This is a genomic window from Streptomyces sp. NBC_00683 (assembly GCF_036226745.1).
Classification (GTDB): Bacteria; Actinomycetota; Actinomycetes; order Streptomycetales; family Streptomycetaceae; genus Streptomyces.
The window spans coordinates 2,505,167-2,522,886 of record NZ_CP109013.1; the positions used below are offsets into that span (position 1 = coordinate 2,505,167).

A 17,720-nucleotide genomic window follows, 5' to 3' on the forward strand; every position below is an offset into this window, starting at 1 on the left:
TACTATGCCTGTTGGTACTTGGCTCTCACTGCTCAGGTAGGGTGATCGCCCGATCAACGCCCGTGAAAAAAACGGTAAATACGGACACGAGGGGGCAACGCGGCGATGGGTGCAGCGACGGGGGAGCGCACGAGGCGGTCTGCCCACCGAACGCCCGGCCCTTCCCGGCGGCAACGCAGCAACGGGTCGGACGGCACAGCTCCCCATCCGTCGGCGGACGCCCCCGCTGCGACCACTCTCCACTCGATCTCGAGGACCAGCCGAGTCGGACCCGCGCTGCGGCAGATGGTGCTCGTCGAGGCAGCCCTGGCAGTCGCCGTCGTGGGTGCCGCGCTCGGCGGCGCGTGGCTGATCCCGGCCGGCGTGATCGCCTGTCTGCTGATCCTTCTCGCGGTGGTACGCCGCCGGGGCCGGGCCGTGCAGGACTGGCTGTCGACCGTGTCGTCCCTCCGCCGCCGCAGGCGGACCGCCGCGGCGCCCCCCGCCGAGACGGAGCCGCAGCTGGCTCCGGTCGCGGAGAACGTGCCGGGATTCGCTCCGTACATCTATGTGGACGGCGCCCGCCGCACGGTGGGCATGGTCGGGGACGGCACTTTCCTGACCGCGGTCGTACGGGTCGAGGCGAGCGGTGAATCGCTCCGCCAGGCAATGGGTGCGCGGGCGCTGCCGCTGTCCCTCCTGGGCGACGCGCTCTCGGTGGACGACATCGTGCTGGAGTCCGCGCAGCTCGTGCAGCAGGTACGCCCCGCTCCGGCGCCGCACCTGCCGGAGCGGTCGGTGGCCCGGCTCTCGTACGGCCCCCTCCAGGACCGGACCGGGGCGCCCGCGCTGCGGATGACCTGGGTGGCGGTGAAGCTGGATCCGGAGCTGTGCCGGGAGGCCGTGGAGGCACGCGGTGGCGGGATCGGAGGAGCGCAGCGCTGCCTGGTGCGGGCCGCGGACCACGTGGCGAGCCGTATCACCGGCGCCGGGTTCCGGGCCTCGGTACTGGACCAGGACGAGCTCAACTCCGCGGTGGCGACGTCCGCTTGTGCCAGTCCCATCCTGTCGGCGCGTGCGGGCCGGCCGGACGCGCAGGCTCAGCGGCGGACGATGGAGACACCACGGGTCTGGCGCTGCGACGACCGCTGGCACACCACGTACGCCGTGGACCGGTGGCCCGAACTGGGCCGCGGAGCCACTCCGCTGCCGCGGCTCGTCTCGCTGCTGACCTCGGTTCCGGCGTATGCGACGACGTTCAGCCTGACCGTGCGCCGCGGTACGCACCAGGGACATGTGTCCGTACGCGGCCACGTACGGATCACCGGCGGCTCCGACACCGAACTGGTCGGGGTCCGAAGGACATTGGAGCAGGCCGCTCGGCATGCCGGGGTCGGCCTCGTACGGCTGGACCGCGAGCAGCTGCCGGGTGTCCTGGCCACGCTCCCGCTGGGAGGCGCGCAGTGACGAAGCACATCGCTCCGAGGCGAGGGCTGCTGGGGCCCCGTCATGCCGGCCACACCCTGGCGGCGGACCACCTGGGCGCGCTGTCGCTGCCGGTGGGCGACGACGGGGTGATCATCGGCGACGACGCCGAGGGCCGCCCGCAGATGATCGGGTTCCATCGGCCGGCACCGTACGACGTCCTGCTGATCGGCGGTCTGTGGACCGCGCAGGTGCTGGCACTTCGCGCGGCCGGTACCGGTGCGCGGGTGGCGGTCGAGACGGGGCGTACCCAGGCGTGGACCACGCTGGCGCAGGCCGCGGGTGCCGGCCTCGAGTGCATCTCCCTTCATGACGTGGGCCAGGTGCCGCCGACCGGAGCGACCGTGGGCAGCCCGGTGCTCGTCGTGCGCGACTGCGGTATGCGCCCGCCCCGTGGCCGTGTGGTGTCCTCGCCGTGGCAGTCGGTGCTGACGCTGCTGCCCTATCTGAGCCCCGTGGCACCCCGGTTGCTGCGTGCGTCCACGCTCGTGGGCATCCAGCGGGTCTCGCCGGCCGAGGCGGAGCAGATCGGCAGGATCCTGGGGCTCGCACGTGCCGAGAGCGAGGCCCTGCCCACCCTGGCGGACGGTGTCACGCTCTGGGTGGCGGGCCGCGAGCGCCACTGGGTGATGACCAGCGCGACGGACGTGGAGAGCGGACTGCTGGGCACCGCTCGCAGGATGGACTGATTCCTGGCTCGTTCGCACCCCCTGCTCGCCGCTTTTCAGGATCATGGCGAGGGAACGACACAGTTCGACCGAAGGGACGTGCGCATGGGCACCCAGCAGGAAAAGGACGAGCTCTACGCTCTCGACATCTCGGACGTGGAGTGGCTGAGCGCACCCGGCACCGAGAACGTCGAGGAACGGGTCGAGATCGCGTACCTCCCGAAGGGTGCGGTCGCGATGCGCTCCTCGCTGGATCCGGACACCGTGCTGCGGTACACGGAAGCCGAGTGGCGCGCTTTCGTACTGGGCGCACGGGACGGTGAGTTCGACCTCACGTAGGCGGTGGCGCGGGTGGTGGGTGGCTGTCCGCACCGGACCGCCACCCTCTCACCAGGTCGCTCCGTGTCCTGTTGTGTGACGAATAGACCGCTTCTTCCTTCGCTTTCCGCCGTACTTGTTTCACTTGATGGCGGGGCGTGACCTACCGGACAGTTCTTCCCGTGCGGTACGGCCTGCCGTAGTGCGCCCGATGGCGATTAGGGTGGGTGGGGGCGTGACAGAGGAACCTGAGGGCAGGCACTGCGCGTCGCAAGGGGGAGAGCCGGGCGGATCGGACAACGGGAACGGTCGCCCCACCCCCACGGCACAAGGGTGCTCGACCACACCAGGAGGCAAAGTGAACGGCGATCGGGACGAGATCCGCGGGGGATGGAACACACCCGTCGACGAGTCGTCCGACGCGGAGCCCGCCGAGATGACGGGTGAGTTCACCATCGACTACACCCCGCCCGCCTGGTACACCCAGAACGCGGCGGGTGACTCGTCCGGCGGGGCGGGGTCGCACCTTGCGCCGCCTCCCCCGCCGCAGGGGGCGCCGGTGTCCGTGCCCGGACTGCCGTCCGGCGGCGGATTCGAGCCCAACTGGTCACCGGGTCCGCCCGCGCCGGCCGAACCCGCGCCGGCCACGGCGCCCGCACCGTCCTCCTCGCCCTCCGAGCCCGGTCCGGTGGCTTCCGCCTCCGCTTCGGCCGGCCCCGAGGGTACGGATGGCGCGAGCGGCGCCCCGGCCCCGTTCGGGGGCGGCGACCTGGAGAGCGGTTCGACGATGCGGTTCTCCGCCGCTTCGCTGAAGCGTGAGATCGCGGAGCGCGAGGCGGCGGCCGAGGCCGAAGCCGCGGCTTCCGGTGCTTCCCACGCTGCGGTCTCCGGCGATCCCGCGGAGCCCGTGGCTCCGGACGCCTCGTCAGCATCAGCGGAATCGGCGGACGCGTCCGGAGACGACTCCGGGCACATCGCTGCGGAACCGTCTCCGGTGAGCGGGTCAGGCACGGGGGACTCCGGGGAGTACATGGAGCCTGGCGCTGACGGGTCCGCCCCGGCTTCCGGCGCCTCGTCCGCCGCGGACACGGACACGGACCCCGTCGCGGACTCCGCGTCGGCCTCCGACGACGTACCGGCGACGGATCCCACGCAGGCCGACGGGCCCGCGGGCGCCGTCACGGACGCGGTGCCCGAGGACGTTCCGTCGGCCTCCGCCCTGCCCGCCGCGGAACCCCAGGACGCGCCGCCGTCGAACGTGCCGGCTCCTTGGTCCCCCGCACCGCCCCCGCAGGGCGCCCTCCCGCCGCTGCCGCCCGCGTTCCAGCCCGCCGCGCCGCAGCCCGGTACGCCCCAGCCGGCGTCGCAGTGGCCCGCGCAGGCGCCCACGCCCACGCCCACCAACGAGGCACCCGGCGGATACGGATTCCCGCAGGCACCCGCGCCCCAGCAGCCCGCTCAGCCTCTGCAGCCGGTTCAGCCCAACGCCCCGGCACCGCAGGGCGGTTACGGATTCCCGCAGCCGCCGCAGCAGCAGTACCCGGGACAGGGCGCACCCCAACTGCCCCCGGGCCAGGGCGAGGCCCGAGCAGCACAGGACGGCTACGGATTCCCGCCGCAGGCCCCTCAGGCGTCCCAGGCCCCCCAGCCGCAGCAGTTCCCCGCGCAGGGTGCCCCTCTCCCGCCACAGATCCCTCAGCACCCTCAGCACCCGCAGATCCCGCAGCAGCCCGTCCAGGGCACGCCGAATCTGCCGGCCCATGTGACCCCGCAGCCGCCCGAGCCCTACCAGCCGCAGGCCCAGCACCAGGCCTACCCGCCCCAGCAGCCCGGCCCCCAGGCCCCGCCCGTCGACCCGCGCGCCGGAGCCGCCTGGCCCACGCCGGTCACCCACGACCAGCGCGAGCGCTCCGTGCCCGGCGCCCCGCTCGGCTACACGGCCGCCGTGGAGCTCTCCTCCGACCGGCTGGTCCGGGGCAAGCAGAAGGCCAAGAGCAGCCGCAATCCCTCCAGCGCCGCCCGCTTCAAGCTGGGCGGAAAGAAGGAGGAGCTCGAGCGTCAGCGCAAGCTGGACCTGATCCGTACACCGGTGCTCTCCTGCTACCGGATCGCGGTCATCAGCCTCAAGGGCGGTGTCGGCAAGACCACGACGACCACCGCGCTCGGCTCGACCCTGGCCACCGAGCGGCAGGACAAGATCCTCGCCATCGACGCCAACCCGGACGCGGGTACGCTCGGCCGCCGGGTGCGCCGCGAGACCGGGGCCACCATCCGTGACCTGGTCCAGGCGATCCCGTATCTCAACTCGTACATGGACATCCGCCGCTTCACCTCGCAGGCGCCCTCCGGTCTGGAGATCATCGCCAACGACGTGGACCCGGCCGTCTCCACCGCCTTCAACGACGAGGACTACCGCAGGGCGATCGAGGTCCTCGGCAAGCAGTACCCGATCATCCTCACCGACTCGGGCACCGGCCTGCTCTACAGCGCGATGCGCGGCGTGCTGGACCTCGCCGATCAGCTGATCATCATTTCGACTCCGTCCGTCGACGGCGCGTCCAGCGCGTCCACCACGCTGGACTGGCTCTCTGCGCACGGATACGCGGACCTGGTGCAGCGGTCCCTCACGGTCATCTCCGGGGTCCGCGAGACCGGGAAGATGATCAAGGTCGATGACATCGTGCAGCACTTCGAGACGCGCTGCCGCGGTGTCGTGGTCGTGCCCTTCGACGAGCACCTGTCGGCGGGCGCCGAGGTCGACCTCGACATGATGCGTCCGAAGACCCGCGAGGCGTACTTCCACCTCTCCGCGCTGGTCGCGGAGGACTTCCAGCGGGCCCAGCAGCAGCAGGGGCTGTGGACGGCGGACGGCAGCAACCCGCCGCCGCAGTACGCCCCGCCGATGCCCGGCCACCAGACGCCCGGTCAGCAGGTGCCGGGCCAGCAGCAGTACGCGCCCCAGCCGCCCCAGCAGCCGTACCCCGGACAGCCGTACCCCGGGCAGCCCGCGCAGCCGTACCCCGCGCAGCCCCAGCCCGGTCAGTCCCAGCCGCCCTACCCCCAGCAGCAGTACGGCGGCCAGCAGCCTCCGCACCAGCAGGGCGCCGCGCCCCAGCAGCCGTACCCGCCGCAGCCCGGCCCGGCCGCGCAGCAGAACGGCTGGCAGCAGTCGCTGCCGCCCCAGGCGCAGTCGGGCGCGAACCCGGCCGGTCCGCCTCCGGCACCCGCGCACGCCGATGGCCAGGCAAGTCAGCCCGGTCAGCCCGAACTGCAAGGTCCCGTTCCGCCGGCCGGCTGGCAGCAGTACCCGCCGCAGCCGCCGCCAGCGCCTCAGCAGTAAGGCAGTAGAGGTCTAAACCAATGAGGGCTCGCACCGTTCCCACGGTGCGGGCCCTTCTTGCATTCCCGCAGCCCACACGCGGTTTGACCCACCGTTGACGCGACTCGACCGCCGCTGATAAACCTTCGCTTCACCAGCTGGCGAACCAGAGATCTGCCCGCCTTCACCGTGCGAGTCATGACGCGAGGTCCACGTCCATGGTCACAAGATTCCCACCACGCTCCTCCGGCCCACGCGGCCGCCTGCGTATCCTTCTCGCCTCCGGGGCCGCCGCCTTCGCGCTGGCCGCCGGATCGGTCGTCCCCGGTAACCCGATCGGCCCCGCCCCGCAGGAGGCGCAGGCCGCCGACGGCAAGTCGACCCTCACGGTCGCGGTCGCACAGAGCGTCGACTCCCTGAGCCCGTTCCTTGCTCAGCGGCTGCTCTCCACGAGCATCCACCGGCTGATGTACGACTACCTCACCAACTACGACGCCAAGGACAGCCACACGATCCCCGGGCTCGCCACCAAGTGGGAGGCCTCGGCGGACAAGCTGACGTGGACGTACACCATCCGGGACGACTCGAAGTGGTCGGACGGTGAGAAGGCGACCGCCGAGGACGCGGCATGGACCTTCAACAAGATGATGACCGACGAGGGCGCCGCCACCTCGAACGGCAGCTTCGTCGGCAACTTCAAGACGGTGACCGCACCGAGTCCGGACAAGCTGGTCATAGAGCTGAAGCAGCCTCAGGCCACGATGACGGCGCTGGATGTGCCCATCGTCCCCAAGCACGTCTGGGAGAAGGTCGGCGACTTCTCGAAGTTCAACAACGACACGAAGTTCCCGATCGTCGGCAACGGGCCGTTCATCCTGACGGACTACAAGGTCGACAGCTATGTGAAGCTGAAGGCCAACAAGGACTTCTGGCGGGGCGCTCCCAAGTTCGACGAGCTCGTCTTCCGGTACTACAAGGACCAGGACGCAGCCGTCGCCGCCCTCCGAAAGGGTGAAGTTTCCTTCGTGGCCGGCAGCCCGAGCCTGACGCCCGCGCAGGCCGCGTCGCTGAAGACCGCCGAGAACATCAAGGTGAACGACGCCCCCGGCCGGCGCTTCTACGCACTGGCCACCAACCCCGGCGCGCAGACCAAGGACGGCAAGAAGTTCGGCGACGGGCATCCGGCGCTGCTGGACCAGAAGGTCCGTCAGGCGCTCTTCATGAGCGTCGACCGCACCACCATCATCGACAAGGTCTTCCAGGGCCACGCCATAGAGGGTGAGGGTTACATCCCGCCCCGCTACGGCTCGTACTTCTGGAAGCCGACGGCCGAACAGAAGCTCGCCTACGACCCGGCGAAGGCCGGTGCGCTCCTCGACCAGGCGGGCTACAAGAAGAACAGCGCGGGCAAGCGGGCCGGCAAGGACGGCAAGCCGCTCGACTTCCGCATCCTGTGCCACGCCACGGACCCGAACGACAAGGCGATCGGCAAGTACCTCCAGGAGTGGTGGGGCGACCTCGGGGTCGGCCTGAAGGTCGACTGCCGCGACAACGTCTCCGACCCCTGGTACGCGGGTGAGTACGACCTCGCCTTCGACGGCTGGTCCGTCAACCCGGACCCCGACTTCGTGATGTCGATCCACACCTGCGCCGCGCTCCCGTCCAAGGCGAAGGAGTCGGCGGCGACCGACAACTTCATCTGCGACAAGCAGTACGACGCGCTCTACGCGAAGCAGCTCGCGGAGTACGACCCCGCCAAACGGGCTGACCTCGTCAAGCAGATGGAGTCGCGGCTGTACGACACGGGGTACATGAATGTCATGGCGTACCCGAATGCTGTCGAGGCCTACCGCACCGACCAGATCAAGTCCATCACGACGATGCCCTCCGATGCGGGGAACATCTTCGGCCAGGACGGTTACTGGAGCTGGTGGTCGGCGGTCCCGGCCTCCGGTGCGTCGGGCGATTCGTCCGGCGACAGCGGCAGCAGCACCGGAGTCCTCATCGGTGTCGGAATCGCCGTAGTCGTCCTCGCCGGTGGCGGGCTGCTGTTCGCCATGCGTCGTCGTTCCACCGCGGAAGACCGTGAATAGTCCATGAGCACAGAAAGCACTCCCGCGCTCCTGAAGAGCGCGGCGGGCGTGGACACTGTGCAGACCGACGGCCCGGCTCCGGCCGGGCCGTCGGCCCGCAGTCCGCGTGCCCGCAGCACGACCGCCTATCTCCGTTATGCGGCGGGCAAGCTGGCCGGTGCGGCCGTCTCGCTGTTCGCCGTGCTCGTCACCAGCTTCTTTCTCTTCCGTCTGATCCCCGGCGACCCGGTCAAGCAGATGACGGGTGGCCGACAGGTCTCCACCGAGCAGATCGCCGCGATGCGCCGGGAATTCGGGCTGGACCTGCCGCTCTGGCACCAGTTCACCCGGTACTGCGGCGAGGCCCTGACCGGGGACTTCGGTACGTCCTACCAGTTCCGCGCGCCCGTGATGGACAAGATCTCCGAGGCGCTGCCCGCGACGCTGCTGCTCACCGGCACCGCCTTCGTGATCTACACGGCGATCGGCATCTGGCTGGGTGCCAGATCCGCCTGGCGCAACGGCTCGGCCGGGGACCGCTTCCACACGGCCTTCGCCCTGACGCTGTACTCGGTGCCCTCGTTCTGGCTCGGCCTGCTCCTGATCGTCACCCTGTCGGTGGGTATCGGCCCGATCCCGGGTCTCTTCCCGACGGGCGGCATGGAATCGGGCAACTCGAGCGGCTTCGGCTACGTCCTCGACGTGGCCCACCACCTGGTGCTGCCGGTCGTCACCCTCGTCGCCGTCGAGTACGCGCGCACCCTGCTGGTGATGCGCTCCTCGCTGCTCGACGAGATGGGCAGCGACTACCTGACGACGGCACGGGCGAAGGGGCTGCGCGACGATCTCGTACGCCGCCGTCATGCCGTGCCGAACGCGATGCTGCCGACCGTGACCCTGCTCTTCGTCAACCTGGGCAACACGGTGGCGGGAGCGATCCTGGTGGAGACGGTGTTCTCCTGGCCCGGCCTCGGCGGGCTCTTCTACCAGGCGCTGAGCGTGCCCGACCTGCCACTGGTGCAGGCACTGTTCTTCGTCTTCGCCGCCGCGGTGATCCTGATGAACACGCTCGCCGATGTGATCTATCCGCTCCTCGATCCCCGGGTGGGCCGATGACGACCACGACCGACGCGGTGAAGACCATCAGCCCGCGTGCCCTCACCTGGACCCGCAGGCGCGTCGCCACCGCCCGCTTCTGGCGCGAGTACCGCAGCCACCGCGCGGGCCTCGCCGGCCTCGCCGTACTCGCGGTCATCGCGCTCATCGCGCTGTTCGCCCCGCTGCTGGTGGGAGCGGACTCGCAGAGCGTCACCCAGGCGCCGGGCGGTCCTCTGGAGTCACCGAGCGCCGAATTCCCGCTCGGCACCGACCAGTTCGGCCGCAGTCTGCTGGCCCTGCTCGTATGGGGGACGCGGGTCTCACTGACCGTCGGCCTGCTCGCTGCGTTCCTCTCGGTCGCCATCGGGACCCTGGTGGGCATCACGGCCGGTCACTTCAAGGGCTGGTACGGGAACGTGGTCATGCGGATCACCGACTGGTTCCTGGTGATGCCGACCCTGGTGCTGGCCATCGCGCTGGCCACGGTGCTGTCGCGGTCGGTCTGGACGACGATCCTCGCCATCGGCGTGACGACCTGGCCGACGACGGCACGGCTGGTCCGTGCGCAGACGCTGTCCGTGGAGTCACGTCCGTACATCGAGCGTTCCAAGGCGCTCGGCGGGGGCCACGGCCACATCATGTCCCGTCACGTGCTGCCCAATGTGATGCCGCTGGTGCTCGCACAGACCACGCTGGTGATCTCCACGGCCATCCTCACCGAGGCGACCCTCGCCTTCCTCGGGCTCGGCGATCCGACGATCGTCTCCTGGGGCGGGCTGCTCCAGGACGCCCGTGAGGCCGGAGCGGTCAGCTCCGGCAACTGGTGGTACCTCGCTCCGCCCGGACTCGCCATCGCGGTCGTCGCCCTCGCGTTCACGCTGTGCGGCCGCACGATCGAGTCCGTGCTCAACCCCAAGCTGGGGGTGACCCGTTGACCGCTGTGAAGACAGAGACCGTGACGGAACCGGAGACCCGGCAGCCGTTGCTCGACGTCAGGAACCTCCACATCACCTACGGCACGGGAGACTCGGCCGTCCCCGCCGTACGCGGCGTCGACCTGCGGGTCGAGGCGGGCCAGAAGCTCGGCATCGCCGGGGAGTCCGGCTGCGGGAAGTCGACGCTGGCGCTCGCGCTGCTGCGGCTGCTGCCGGCGTCCGCGACCCTGAGCGGTGAGATCCTGCTGGACGGCGAGGACATCCTCACCATGAAGTGGGGCCGGCTGCGCGCCGTGCGCTGGGCGGGGGCGTCGATCGTCTTCCAGGGCGCGATGCACTCGCTGAACGCCGTGCACCGGATCGGGGACCAGATCGCCGAGCCGATCCTGCTGCACAAGAAGGCCACCCCGGCCGCCGCGCACAAGCGGGCGGGCGAACTGCTGGAACAGGTGGGGCTTCCCGCCGCGCGGGCCGACGCCTATCCCCACGAGCTGTCCGGCGGGCAGCGCCAGCGCGTGATGATCGCCATGGCACTGGCCTGCGACCCGCGGCTGATCATCGCCGACGAGCCGACCACCGCGCTCGACGTGATGATCCAGGCGCAGATCCTGCGGCTGATCGAGCAGCTCGTCGCCGACCAGGACCTCGGGCTCATCATGATCAGCCATGACCTGGCGGTGCTCTCCGACACCTGTGACCGCCTGTCGGTGATGTACGCGGGCCGGATCGTCGAGGAGGGTCCCGCCAAACAGGTGTACGAGAACGCCAGGCACCCCTACGGAAACGCGCTGTCGGCCGCCTTCCCGCGGATCGGTGACCTCTCCTCCCGGCACGCGCCGCGCGGTCTGCCGGGCGACCCGCCGGACCCGTCGGCGCTGCCGTCCGGCTGTACGTTCCATCCGCGCTGCCCGGTGGCACTGGACTCCTGCGCCACCGAGGACCAGGAGCTGCGGGACGCGGGGCAGGACCGGCGTGCGGCCTGTGTGCTGGTGGAGCCGGATGCGGTCACGGCGCCCGGTCCGCAGGACGGCGCCGACAAGGCAAGGAGCACGTCATGACCACCACTCCCCCGGCTCCGCTGCTCAGTGCGGAGGCTCTGAAGGTCACCTTCCCGGGCCGGCGCGGGGCGGCGACGGCACGCGCCGTCGACGGGGTCGACCTGGACATCCGGCCCGGCGAGATCGTCGCCCTGGTCGGCGAGTCGGGCTGCGGCAAGACGACGCTGGCCCGCTCGCTGCTGGGCCTCGTACCGCCCACGTCGGGCCGGGTCACGTTCGGCGGCAAGCCGCTGGACTACGCGGGCCGCGCCCTCAAGGCGTACCGCAAGCGGGTGCAGTTGGTGCTGCAGGATCCCAGCGGCTCCCTCAACCCGCGCCACACGGTGTACGACGCGGTGGCGGAGGGCCTGCGCATCCACGGGTACGCGGGGGACGAACAGGCGGCCGTGGCAGAGGCGCTGGCACGGGCGGGGCTGCGGCCCCCGGAGCGGTTCTTCCTCCGGTACCCGCACGAGCTGTCCGGCGGCCAGCGCCAGCGCGTCGTGATCGCGGGCGCGCTGGTCCTGGAGCCGGAACTCATCGTCGCGGACGAGCCCGTGGCCTCGCTGGACGCGTCCGTGCGCGGCGAGATCCTGGCACTGCTGCTGCGGCTGCGCGACGAGCTGGGCCTGTCGGCGCTGGTGGTCACGCACGATCTGGGTCTGGCGTGGAACATCGCGGACCGGGTGGCGGTGATGTATCTGGGCCGCATCGTCGAGACGGGCGACGTGGAGCAGATCCTTACGGCACCCCGGCACCCGTACACCCAGGCGCTGCTGTCCGTGCTGCCGGAGGCCGAGGGCGATCCGGTGATCCTGACCGGGGAGCCGCCGGACCCCTCGAAGGTGCCCTCGGGCTGCCGGTTCCATGCCCGCTGCCAGGTCCTCGCCTCGGGCGAGGCGGAGCGTGCGGGGGTCGCGGACGCGTGCCGTACGAAGGACCTGCCGGTGCTGGAGGGCGGCGGCCGGACGCAGGTCGCGTGCCACTGGGCGGCGGCGACCGCGGCGAGCCCGGCCGGCGTGTGACGGCATCCCCCGGGAGGGGGTCAGGTCCGGTGGTGGTGGATCGTCCCGGTGAGCTCGCCCAGCGGGCGCCCCGTGCCGCCCCAGCGGTGCTGGATGATCTCGGCGGCGATGGAGACGGCCGTCTCCTCCGGCGTACGGGCTCCGAGGTCCAGGCCCACGGGTGACGCGAGGCGGGCCAGTCCCGCCTCGTCCACCCCGGCCTCGCGCAGCCGGGCGATCCGGTCCTGGTGGGTGCGCCTGCTGCCCATCACGCCGATGTACGCGGCAGGGGTGCGCAGCGCCGCGGCCAGCAGGGGCACGTCGAACTTCGGGTCGTGCGTCAGTACGCAGACCACGGTGCGCGCATCCACGGCCGTCGACTCCAGATAGGTGTGCGGCCAGGCGCAGACGACCTCGTCGGCCGTGGGGAAGCGTTCCCGGGTGGCGAAGGCCGGACGGGCGTCGCACACCGTCACCCGGTAGCCGAGGAAGGAACCGATCCTCGCGGTGGCAGCCGCGTGGTCGATGGCCCCGAAGACGAGCATGCGGGGTGCGGGCGCGTACGTCTGGACGAAGACGGTCACGTCCTCCATGCGGCGCTCGCCGTGCGCTCCGTACCGGTGGCTTCCCGTGGCTCCCTGGGCGAGCAGTCCGCGCGCGTCGTCGGTGACGGCCGCGTCGAGGCCCTCGCTGCCGAGCGAACCCGTGACACGGTCGGCCAGGACCACCCGGCGGGCGCCGACGGGTGCCGCTCCGGACACCACGGTCGCGACAGCGACCCGTTCCCCGGCGGCGACGGTGTCGACGAGCTCGCGCAGCCGGTCCCTGTCGTCCGCCGTGACGAAGGGCTGTACCAGGACGTCGATCGTGCCGCCGCAGGTCAGTCCGACGCCGAAGGCCTCGTCGTCGCTGATGCCGTAGGTCCGCAGCAGGGGGCTGCCGGTGGCGAGTGTCTCGGTGGCCACCTCGTACACGTCACTCTCGACACACCCGCCGGAGACGCTGCCCACCACCCGACCGTCGGCGGTCACCGCCATCACCGCACCGGGGGCACGCGGCGCGCTGCCCCGTACGGCCACGACGGTGGCCAGGGCGAAGGGCACACCTGAGTCGTGCCAGTCACGCAGTTCCGACAGCAGTTCACGCACGGTGCGGACGACCTCCCGGCTCGACGGGTCCTACCCCGACGATGCCTCGGTGGGACGGCGCGCGCACCGCAGGAGGAGGTGTCAGGCCCGTTCGTACGCGGCGGTCAGCTCGCTGGAGCGCTTCACGTCGGCGGCCATCGCCACGAGCAGGTCGTCGATGGAGTCGAACTTCAGCATGCCGCGTACGTACGCGAGGAAGTCCACCGCCACGTGCAGCCCGTACAGGTCGAGGCCGACCCTGTCGATCGCGTACGCCTCGACGGTCCGCTCCGTGCCGTTGAACTGCGGGTTCGTGCCGACGGAGATCGCGGCGGGCATGGCCTCGCCGTTCACCGTCAGCCAGCCCGCGTAGACGCCGTCGGCGGGGATCGCGGTGTGCGGCAGGGTCTCCACGTTCGCCGTCGGGAAGCCGAGCTCGCGGCCGCGCTGCGCGCCGCGCACGACGATGCCCTCGACGCGGTGCGGGCGGCCGAGGATCTCGGCTGCCCCCGCCACATCGCCCTCGGCGATCAGCCGGCGGGTCAGGGTCGAGGAGAACGGCTCGCCGCCGCCCGCCTCGCCGCTCACGAAGAGATCGATGACCTCGACGCTGTAGTCGTACGTGGCACCGAGCTCGGTGAGCAGTGCGACGTTGCCCGCCGCCCGGTGTCCGAAGCGGAAGTTCGGGCCCTCGATGACCAGCTGCGCGTGCAGCTTGTCGACGAGGACCTTCACGATGAAGTCGGCGGGCGCCAGCTTCGAGAAGTCGGTGGTGAACGGCAGGATCAGCACCGCGTCCACACCCAGGTCCGCCATCAGCTCGGCACGCCGGTCGTGCGGGGCGAGCAGCGGCGGGTGGCTGCCGGGGCGTACGACCTCGCTGGGATGCGGGTCGAAGGTGACGACGACGGACGGAATGCCGAGCGCGCGCGCCTGCTCCACGGCCCGGCCGATGATCAGCTGGTGTCCGCGGTGCACCCCGTCGTAGGAGCCGATGGTGACGACGCTGCGTCCCCAGTCCTCGGGGATGTCCTCCAAGCCACGCCAGCGCTGCACTGTGACCGCTCCTCGCCCGAACCTGTGTACGTGTGTATGTCCATTACGCAGGTCTAAGACTGCCATGCTCACGTCCCACGGCCTGCATCGGCATCGGCATCCCGGGCTGTGATCTCTCCAGGCCCTCCACCGTCCGCCGGGCGCTGGGTCCCACGACGGCGGCCCACTCCTGGGGGGCGTCGGCCAGCCACCGGGTGACGAGCAGGGCGAATCCGGGCACCTCGCGGGCGAGGTCGACCAGTCCGCGGTCGAAGCGGACGGCTCCCTCGGGTGTCCGCACCAGGAGCATCCCGGTGCGGTGCACCAGCGCCCTCGTACGGGCCTCGGGGCGCCGGCCGGAACCCGCTGCCGCGGCCCGCAGCAGGGCTTCGAGCACCGCGGGGTCCCTCCCGGTGTCCTGCTCGAAGTCCAGCAGCACCTCCAGCAGCTCGGACCTCAGGGGCCGGGACCCGGCGCTGCCCGGCGCGGCGAGCACCCGGGCCAGCGCGGCGCGTACCGGCGCGGGCGCGGGGCGGTCCCGCAGCAGCCCGGTCACCAGGGGCAGCAGCAGTGCGCGGGCGGCCGGGCTGTGCTCCAGCCTGCGCTCCACATAGGCGGCGGCCTGCGCCCCCCGTCCCGGGTGGTTGTCGATGTACTGCCGCACGAGGCCGGGGGCGTGCAGGGCCAGGGCAGGGGTGTCCAGGCCGGCCAGCGCTCCCAGGACCTCGTCGGCCGCGTCCCCGGGCACCGCGAGGCGCGCACGGAACGCGGCGAGCACCGGCTCCGGGTACTCGGGGAACACCTCGGCCAGCAGCGCCACGGGCAGCCTGGGGTCCCCGGCGGCGAAGACCCGCAGGGCCTGCGGCAGGTAGCGGATCCGGGTCTGCGGATCCCTGACGAGCAGGGTGAGCGCCGGAGCGTGCAGGGCGGTGTCGCCCGCGCGGGCGAGCAGGGTGAGCGCGGCGCCGCGCAGCAGGGCCCGGTCGGCGTCCGAGGTGGCCAGAGGGGCGGTGAGCGTGGCGTGGACCGCTGCGGCCGCCCGGCGCGCGGGCCGCTCCTCGTCGCGTGCCCAGCGGTCGACGGCCCTGCAGAGCGCGGACGGCTCGTCCTCGGCGAGGGCGGTGAGCAGTTCGGCGGCGCGCGGGTGGGAGGTGTCCACCAGCGCTTCGGTCAGGTCGTCGACGGCGAGGTCGCGGCGGGCGTACAGCAGGGCCTGTGCGGCCGCGGCCACGGTGAGCCGCATCGGCATGCCCTCCTCGGCGGGCAGCGGGCTCTCGTCGGTGAACCAGCGGCACAGCAGTGCCTGCACCGTCCGCGGGTTCGCGGCGAGCCGCCGGGCCACGGCGTCCAGATACCGTTCGTCCCCGTCGGCGCGCGGGGCTCCGTCGGCCGGTACGAGGCGGCGGAGCAGGTCGATCCGGTCCTCCTCCGGCAGCCGGAGCCTCCGCCAGAACCACGGCCCGAATTCGGCGTAGGCACCTGGGGCAGGGGACCGCCGGGTGATCCGTCCGGTGAGGACGCGCAGCACCCCGAGGTAGGGCCGGGCGTCGGGAACTCTGAGCAGGCTCTCCCCGAGCAGGTGGGCCGCCCACCACACGGCGTCGGCATGCCGGGCGGACGCGGCGCCGCCGGGCTCGGCACCGGCGCTCAGACGGTCCGTCGCCTCGATCAGGTCGGCCATCCGGTGCGCCAGCGCCGCGCTCCCCTGGCGGCGCCCCAGCAGGAGCATCGCCTGGATCACCGGGCCGATGCGATGGCGCGGCACGGGGAGGTTGCGGGGTTCGGCGCCCCCGGACGGCTCCGGCGGTGCCGCGGGCCGCTGTGCGTCCGCCCGGGAGGGTGCGGGCACCTCTGCGGTGTGCCAGCGGTGGACCAGGGAGCGCAGTGCGGCGTCCAGGTCCAGGTGGGCACCCTGCACCCAGTCGCCCAGCTCCTCGTGGGCGAAGCGGTATCCGGCGCCCGCCGGTACGAGGAGTCCCTCGGTGAGGACGGCCGAGGCCCATCCCGTACGCCACGGGAAGATTTCCTCGAACGTCGCACGGTCCAGCTCCCCCTGCCCCGGCCCGAGGCAGCGCCGGGCCGCTTCGTGGACCTGTCCCGCCACCTTCGCGGCCAGCCTGCGGACCGCCGTGCCCCGGAGTCTCGGTTCGGCCTCCGCCCCGATGCGGACGGCGATCCGCACGCAGGCGAGGTCCAGCCAGGCCGCGAAGACCTCTTCGGTGCCGGGCCTGCCCGGTACGTCGGGCGGCAGCGCGCCCCGTACCTCGGCGAGCAGCCGCAGGGTCAGCGGGTGCCGGTCGTGTCCCGGTGCGATCGCGTCAGGCGGGATGTCGTAGCGCTCCCTGGCCCGCTCCGCCTGGTCCGCGGTCAGGTCGCCCAGCCGGACGGCGGGCGGCAGCCGGCGGGCGGGCCGCTGCGGGCCGTGCAGGACGTCCGGCGGATACAGCGCGCCTGCGGTCTCCCAGTGCTCGGTGCGGCAGGCGACGACCATCCGCACCCCGTGGCAGCACAGCCAGTCCACCGTCCCGCGGGTCCACTCGGCGAGCCGGTGGGCCAGCAGGGGCGGCATCTCCTCGGGACCGTCCACGACGACCAGCAGCGGGTTGCCGGACGCCGCGGCGAGGCGGGCCACCCTCTCGGGAGTGGCCGTCGTCATGTCGCCCCGGGCCCCGGCCGCCGAGACGATCCGTCCGGAGCGGCGGAGCGCACGGGTGATCGCGTCCGCGACCGAGGTGTCCTCGGCCAGCAGATCGGCGCCGCGCAGCCAGACGGTCAGGGCGGGAACCTGACCGCGGGAACGGCGGGCGGCGAGGGCCGCCAGCTCCGTGGTCCGCCCCGTGCCGGGCGCCCCGACGACGCCGAGTACCGGTCCCGAACCGGACTCGAATGCGGTGAACTCGTCGGTGATGTGCGGACGTTCGACGGCCTCCGTACCGTCGGCCCGTCCCGCGGAGCCGAGCGAGGTCGCGGTCAGCTGCAGTGCCCCCGCCAGGTTGAGGTCGCATCCGTATCCGGGGACACCGCTCGCGTTGCGCCGCAGCAGCTCCTCCAGCGGTCCGTCCCGGCCGTGGTCCGGGCCGGGGAGGAGCACCGCGAGCCCCGCCGCCTCGTGCTCCGCCCGCAGCGCGGTGGAGAGCACGCCGAGGACGGCGCCGGTGTCCGGGTCGGTGACGGGCCCGCCCACGGCGGCGCCGCCCGACCGCAGCGCGTCGCGCCCGTCCGTGCCGAGGGCCAGCTCCATCGCGGCGGCCAGCCGGTGGCTGCGTCCGCCCTCGTCGTACGTCGCCGGGGTCGTGCCCAGTACGCGCGCCTCCCGCCAGCCGTGGGCGGCGATCCGCACGTAGGTGCCTGTCCCGACGCGGTCGCGTGCGGCGATGGGGAGCGGTTCCACACCGAGGACTTCGGGTCCGCCGGTGCGCAGCAGCGCGAGGCCGAGGCCGGGCAGGGAGGTGATGTCGCCGGTTCCCGCGGGGCAGGTCCGGCCGTCCGCCCCGTGCAGCACCAGGGGTTGACCGGAGGCGACGGCCTGATGTCCGGTGACGACCGTGCCGCGGTCGTCCGCGACGAATCCGGTCCCCCGCGGCCGGCCGGCCTGATCGCAGATTCTTACCAGTTTCGACCGGTCCCCGCTGCCCATGGTCCG

At 72.2% G+C, this 17,720-nt stretch carries 12 protein-coding genes; 9 read left to right on the plus strand and 3 right to left on the minus strand.

All coding sequences use genetic code 11. The features are described 5' to 3' along the window. The first annotated feature begins 105 nt into the window (after nt 1-105). From eccE to OG257_RS10920, 9 genes are all read left to right on the plus strand, one after another. Complete coding sequence (eccE, locus tag OG257_RS10880; protein ID WP_329206822.1) at nt 106-1,446, plus strand: type VII secretion protein EccE; 1,341 nt, start codon at nt 106-108, stop codon at nt 1,444-1,446. Further along, entirely contained in the window at nt 1,443-2,153 is a 711-nt protein-coding gene (locus OG257_RS10885; RefSeq protein ID WP_329206823.1) for a hypothetical protein, read from the plus strand. Before eccE ends, OG257_RS10885 begins: the two co-directional genes overlap by 4 nt. Before the next feature lie 84 nt (nt 2,154-2,237). Beyond that, the gene (locus OG257_RS10890) at nt 2,238-2,471 is read left to right on the plus strand and encodes a DUF397 domain-containing protein (RefSeq protein ID WP_329206825.1); all 234 of its coding nucleotides are present in this window, start codon (nt 2,238-2,240) and stop codon (nt 2,469-2,471) included. A gap of 337 nt (nt 2,472-2,808) precedes the next feature. After that, nucleotides 2,809-5,790 (plus strand): SCO5717 family growth-regulating ATPase, encoded by a 2,982-nt coding sequence (locus OG257_RS10895; protein ID WP_329206826.1) that lies wholly within the window; start codon nt 2,809-2,811, stop codon nt 5,788-5,790. A 197-nt stretch (nt 5,791-5,987) separates the two neighbouring features. Then, nucleotides 5,988-7,862: an ABC transporter substrate-binding protein gene (locus tag OG257_RS10900; RefSeq protein WP_329206828.1), complete on the plus strand. Its 1,875-nt coding sequence runs from the start codon at nt 5,988-5,990 to the stop codon at nt 7,860-7,862. A 3-nt stretch (nt 7,863-7,865) separates the two neighbouring features. Beyond that, complete coding sequence (locus tag OG257_RS10905) at nt 7,866-8,957, plus strand: ABC transporter permease (RefSeq protein ID WP_329206830.1); 1,092 nt, start codon at nt 7,866-7,868, stop codon at nt 8,955-8,957. After that, the gene (locus tag OG257_RS10910; RefSeq protein ID WP_329206831.1) at nt 8,954-9,874 is read left to right on the plus strand and encodes an ABC transporter permease; all 921 of its coding nucleotides are present in this window, start codon (nt 8,954-8,956) and stop codon (nt 9,872-9,874) included. Before OG257_RS10905 ends, OG257_RS10910 begins: the two co-directional genes overlap by 4 nt. Further along, nucleotides 9,871-10,932 (plus strand): ABC transporter ATP-binding protein, encoded by a 1,062-nt coding sequence (locus OG257_RS10915; RefSeq protein WP_329206833.1) that lies wholly within the window; start codon nt 9,871-9,873, stop codon nt 10,930-10,932. Before OG257_RS10910 ends, OG257_RS10915 begins: the two co-directional genes overlap by 4 nt. After that, entirely contained in the window at nt 10,929-11,936 is a 1,008-nt protein-coding gene (locus OG257_RS10920; RefSeq protein ID WP_329206835.1) for an ABC transporter ATP-binding protein, read from the plus strand. The genes OG257_RS10915 and OG257_RS10920 overlap by 4 nt, the downstream gene beginning before the upstream one ends. Before the next feature lie 20 nt (nt 11,937-11,956). Here the strand turns inward: OG257_RS10920 and OG257_RS10925 are convergent, their stop codons facing one another. The 3 genes from OG257_RS10925 to OG257_RS10935 form a co-directional block, all read right to left on the minus strand. Continuing rightward, nucleotides 11,957-13,063 carry an XdhC family protein gene (locus tag OG257_RS10925; protein WP_329206837.1) on the minus strand — a complete coding sequence of 369 codons (1,107 nt, stop codon included), beginning with the start codon at nt 13,061-13,063 and terminating at the stop codon, nt 11,957-11,959. A gap of 81 nt (nt 13,064-13,144) precedes the next feature. After that, the gene (locus OG257_RS10930) at nt 13,145-14,098 is read right to left on the minus strand and encodes a bifunctional riboflavin kinase/FAD synthetase (RefSeq protein ID WP_329206838.1); all 954 of its coding nucleotides are present in this window, start codon (nt 14,096-14,098) and stop codon (nt 13,145-13,147) included. Nucleotides 14,099-14,141: 43 nt separating this feature from the next. Then, nucleotides 14,142-17,714 carry a serine protease gene (locus tag OG257_RS10935; protein WP_329206839.1) on the minus strand — a complete coding sequence of 1,191 codons (3,573 nt, stop codon included), beginning with the start codon at nt 17,712-17,714 and terminating at the stop codon, nt 14,142-14,144. Nucleotides 17,715-17,720 lie beyond the last annotated feature (6 nt).

What these genes read in the sequence shown, in the direction of transcription:
- eccE (WP_329206822.1), top strand. Translation starts at nt 106, where the DNA reads ATGGGTGCAGCGACGGGGGAGCGCACGAGGCGGTCTGCCCACCGAACG.
- OG257_RS10890 (WP_329206825.1), top strand. Translation starts at nt 2,238, where the DNA reads ATGGGCACCCAGCAGGAAAAGGACGAGCTCTACGCTCTCGACATCTCG.
- OG257_RS10900 (WP_329206828.1), top strand. Translation starts at nt 5,988, where the DNA reads ATGGTCACAAGATTCCCACCACGCTCCTCCGGCCCACGCGGCCGCCTG.
- OG257_RS10905 (WP_329206830.1), top strand. Translation starts at nt 7,866, where the DNA reads ATGAGCACAGAAAGCACTCCCGCGCTCCTGAAGAGCGCGGCGGGCGTG.
- OG257_RS10910 (WP_329206831.1), top strand. Translation starts at nt 8,954, where the DNA reads ATGACGACCACGACCGACGCGGTGAAGACCATCAGCCCGCGTGCCCTC.
- OG257_RS10920 (WP_329206835.1), top strand. Translation starts at nt 10,929, where the DNA reads ATGACCACCACTCCCCCGGCTCCGCTGCTCAGTGCGGAGGCTCTGAAG.
- OG257_RS10935 (WP_329206839.1), bottom strand. Translation starts at nt 17,714, where the DNA reads ATGGGCAGCGGGGACCGGTCGAAACTGGTAAGAATCTGCGATCAGGCC.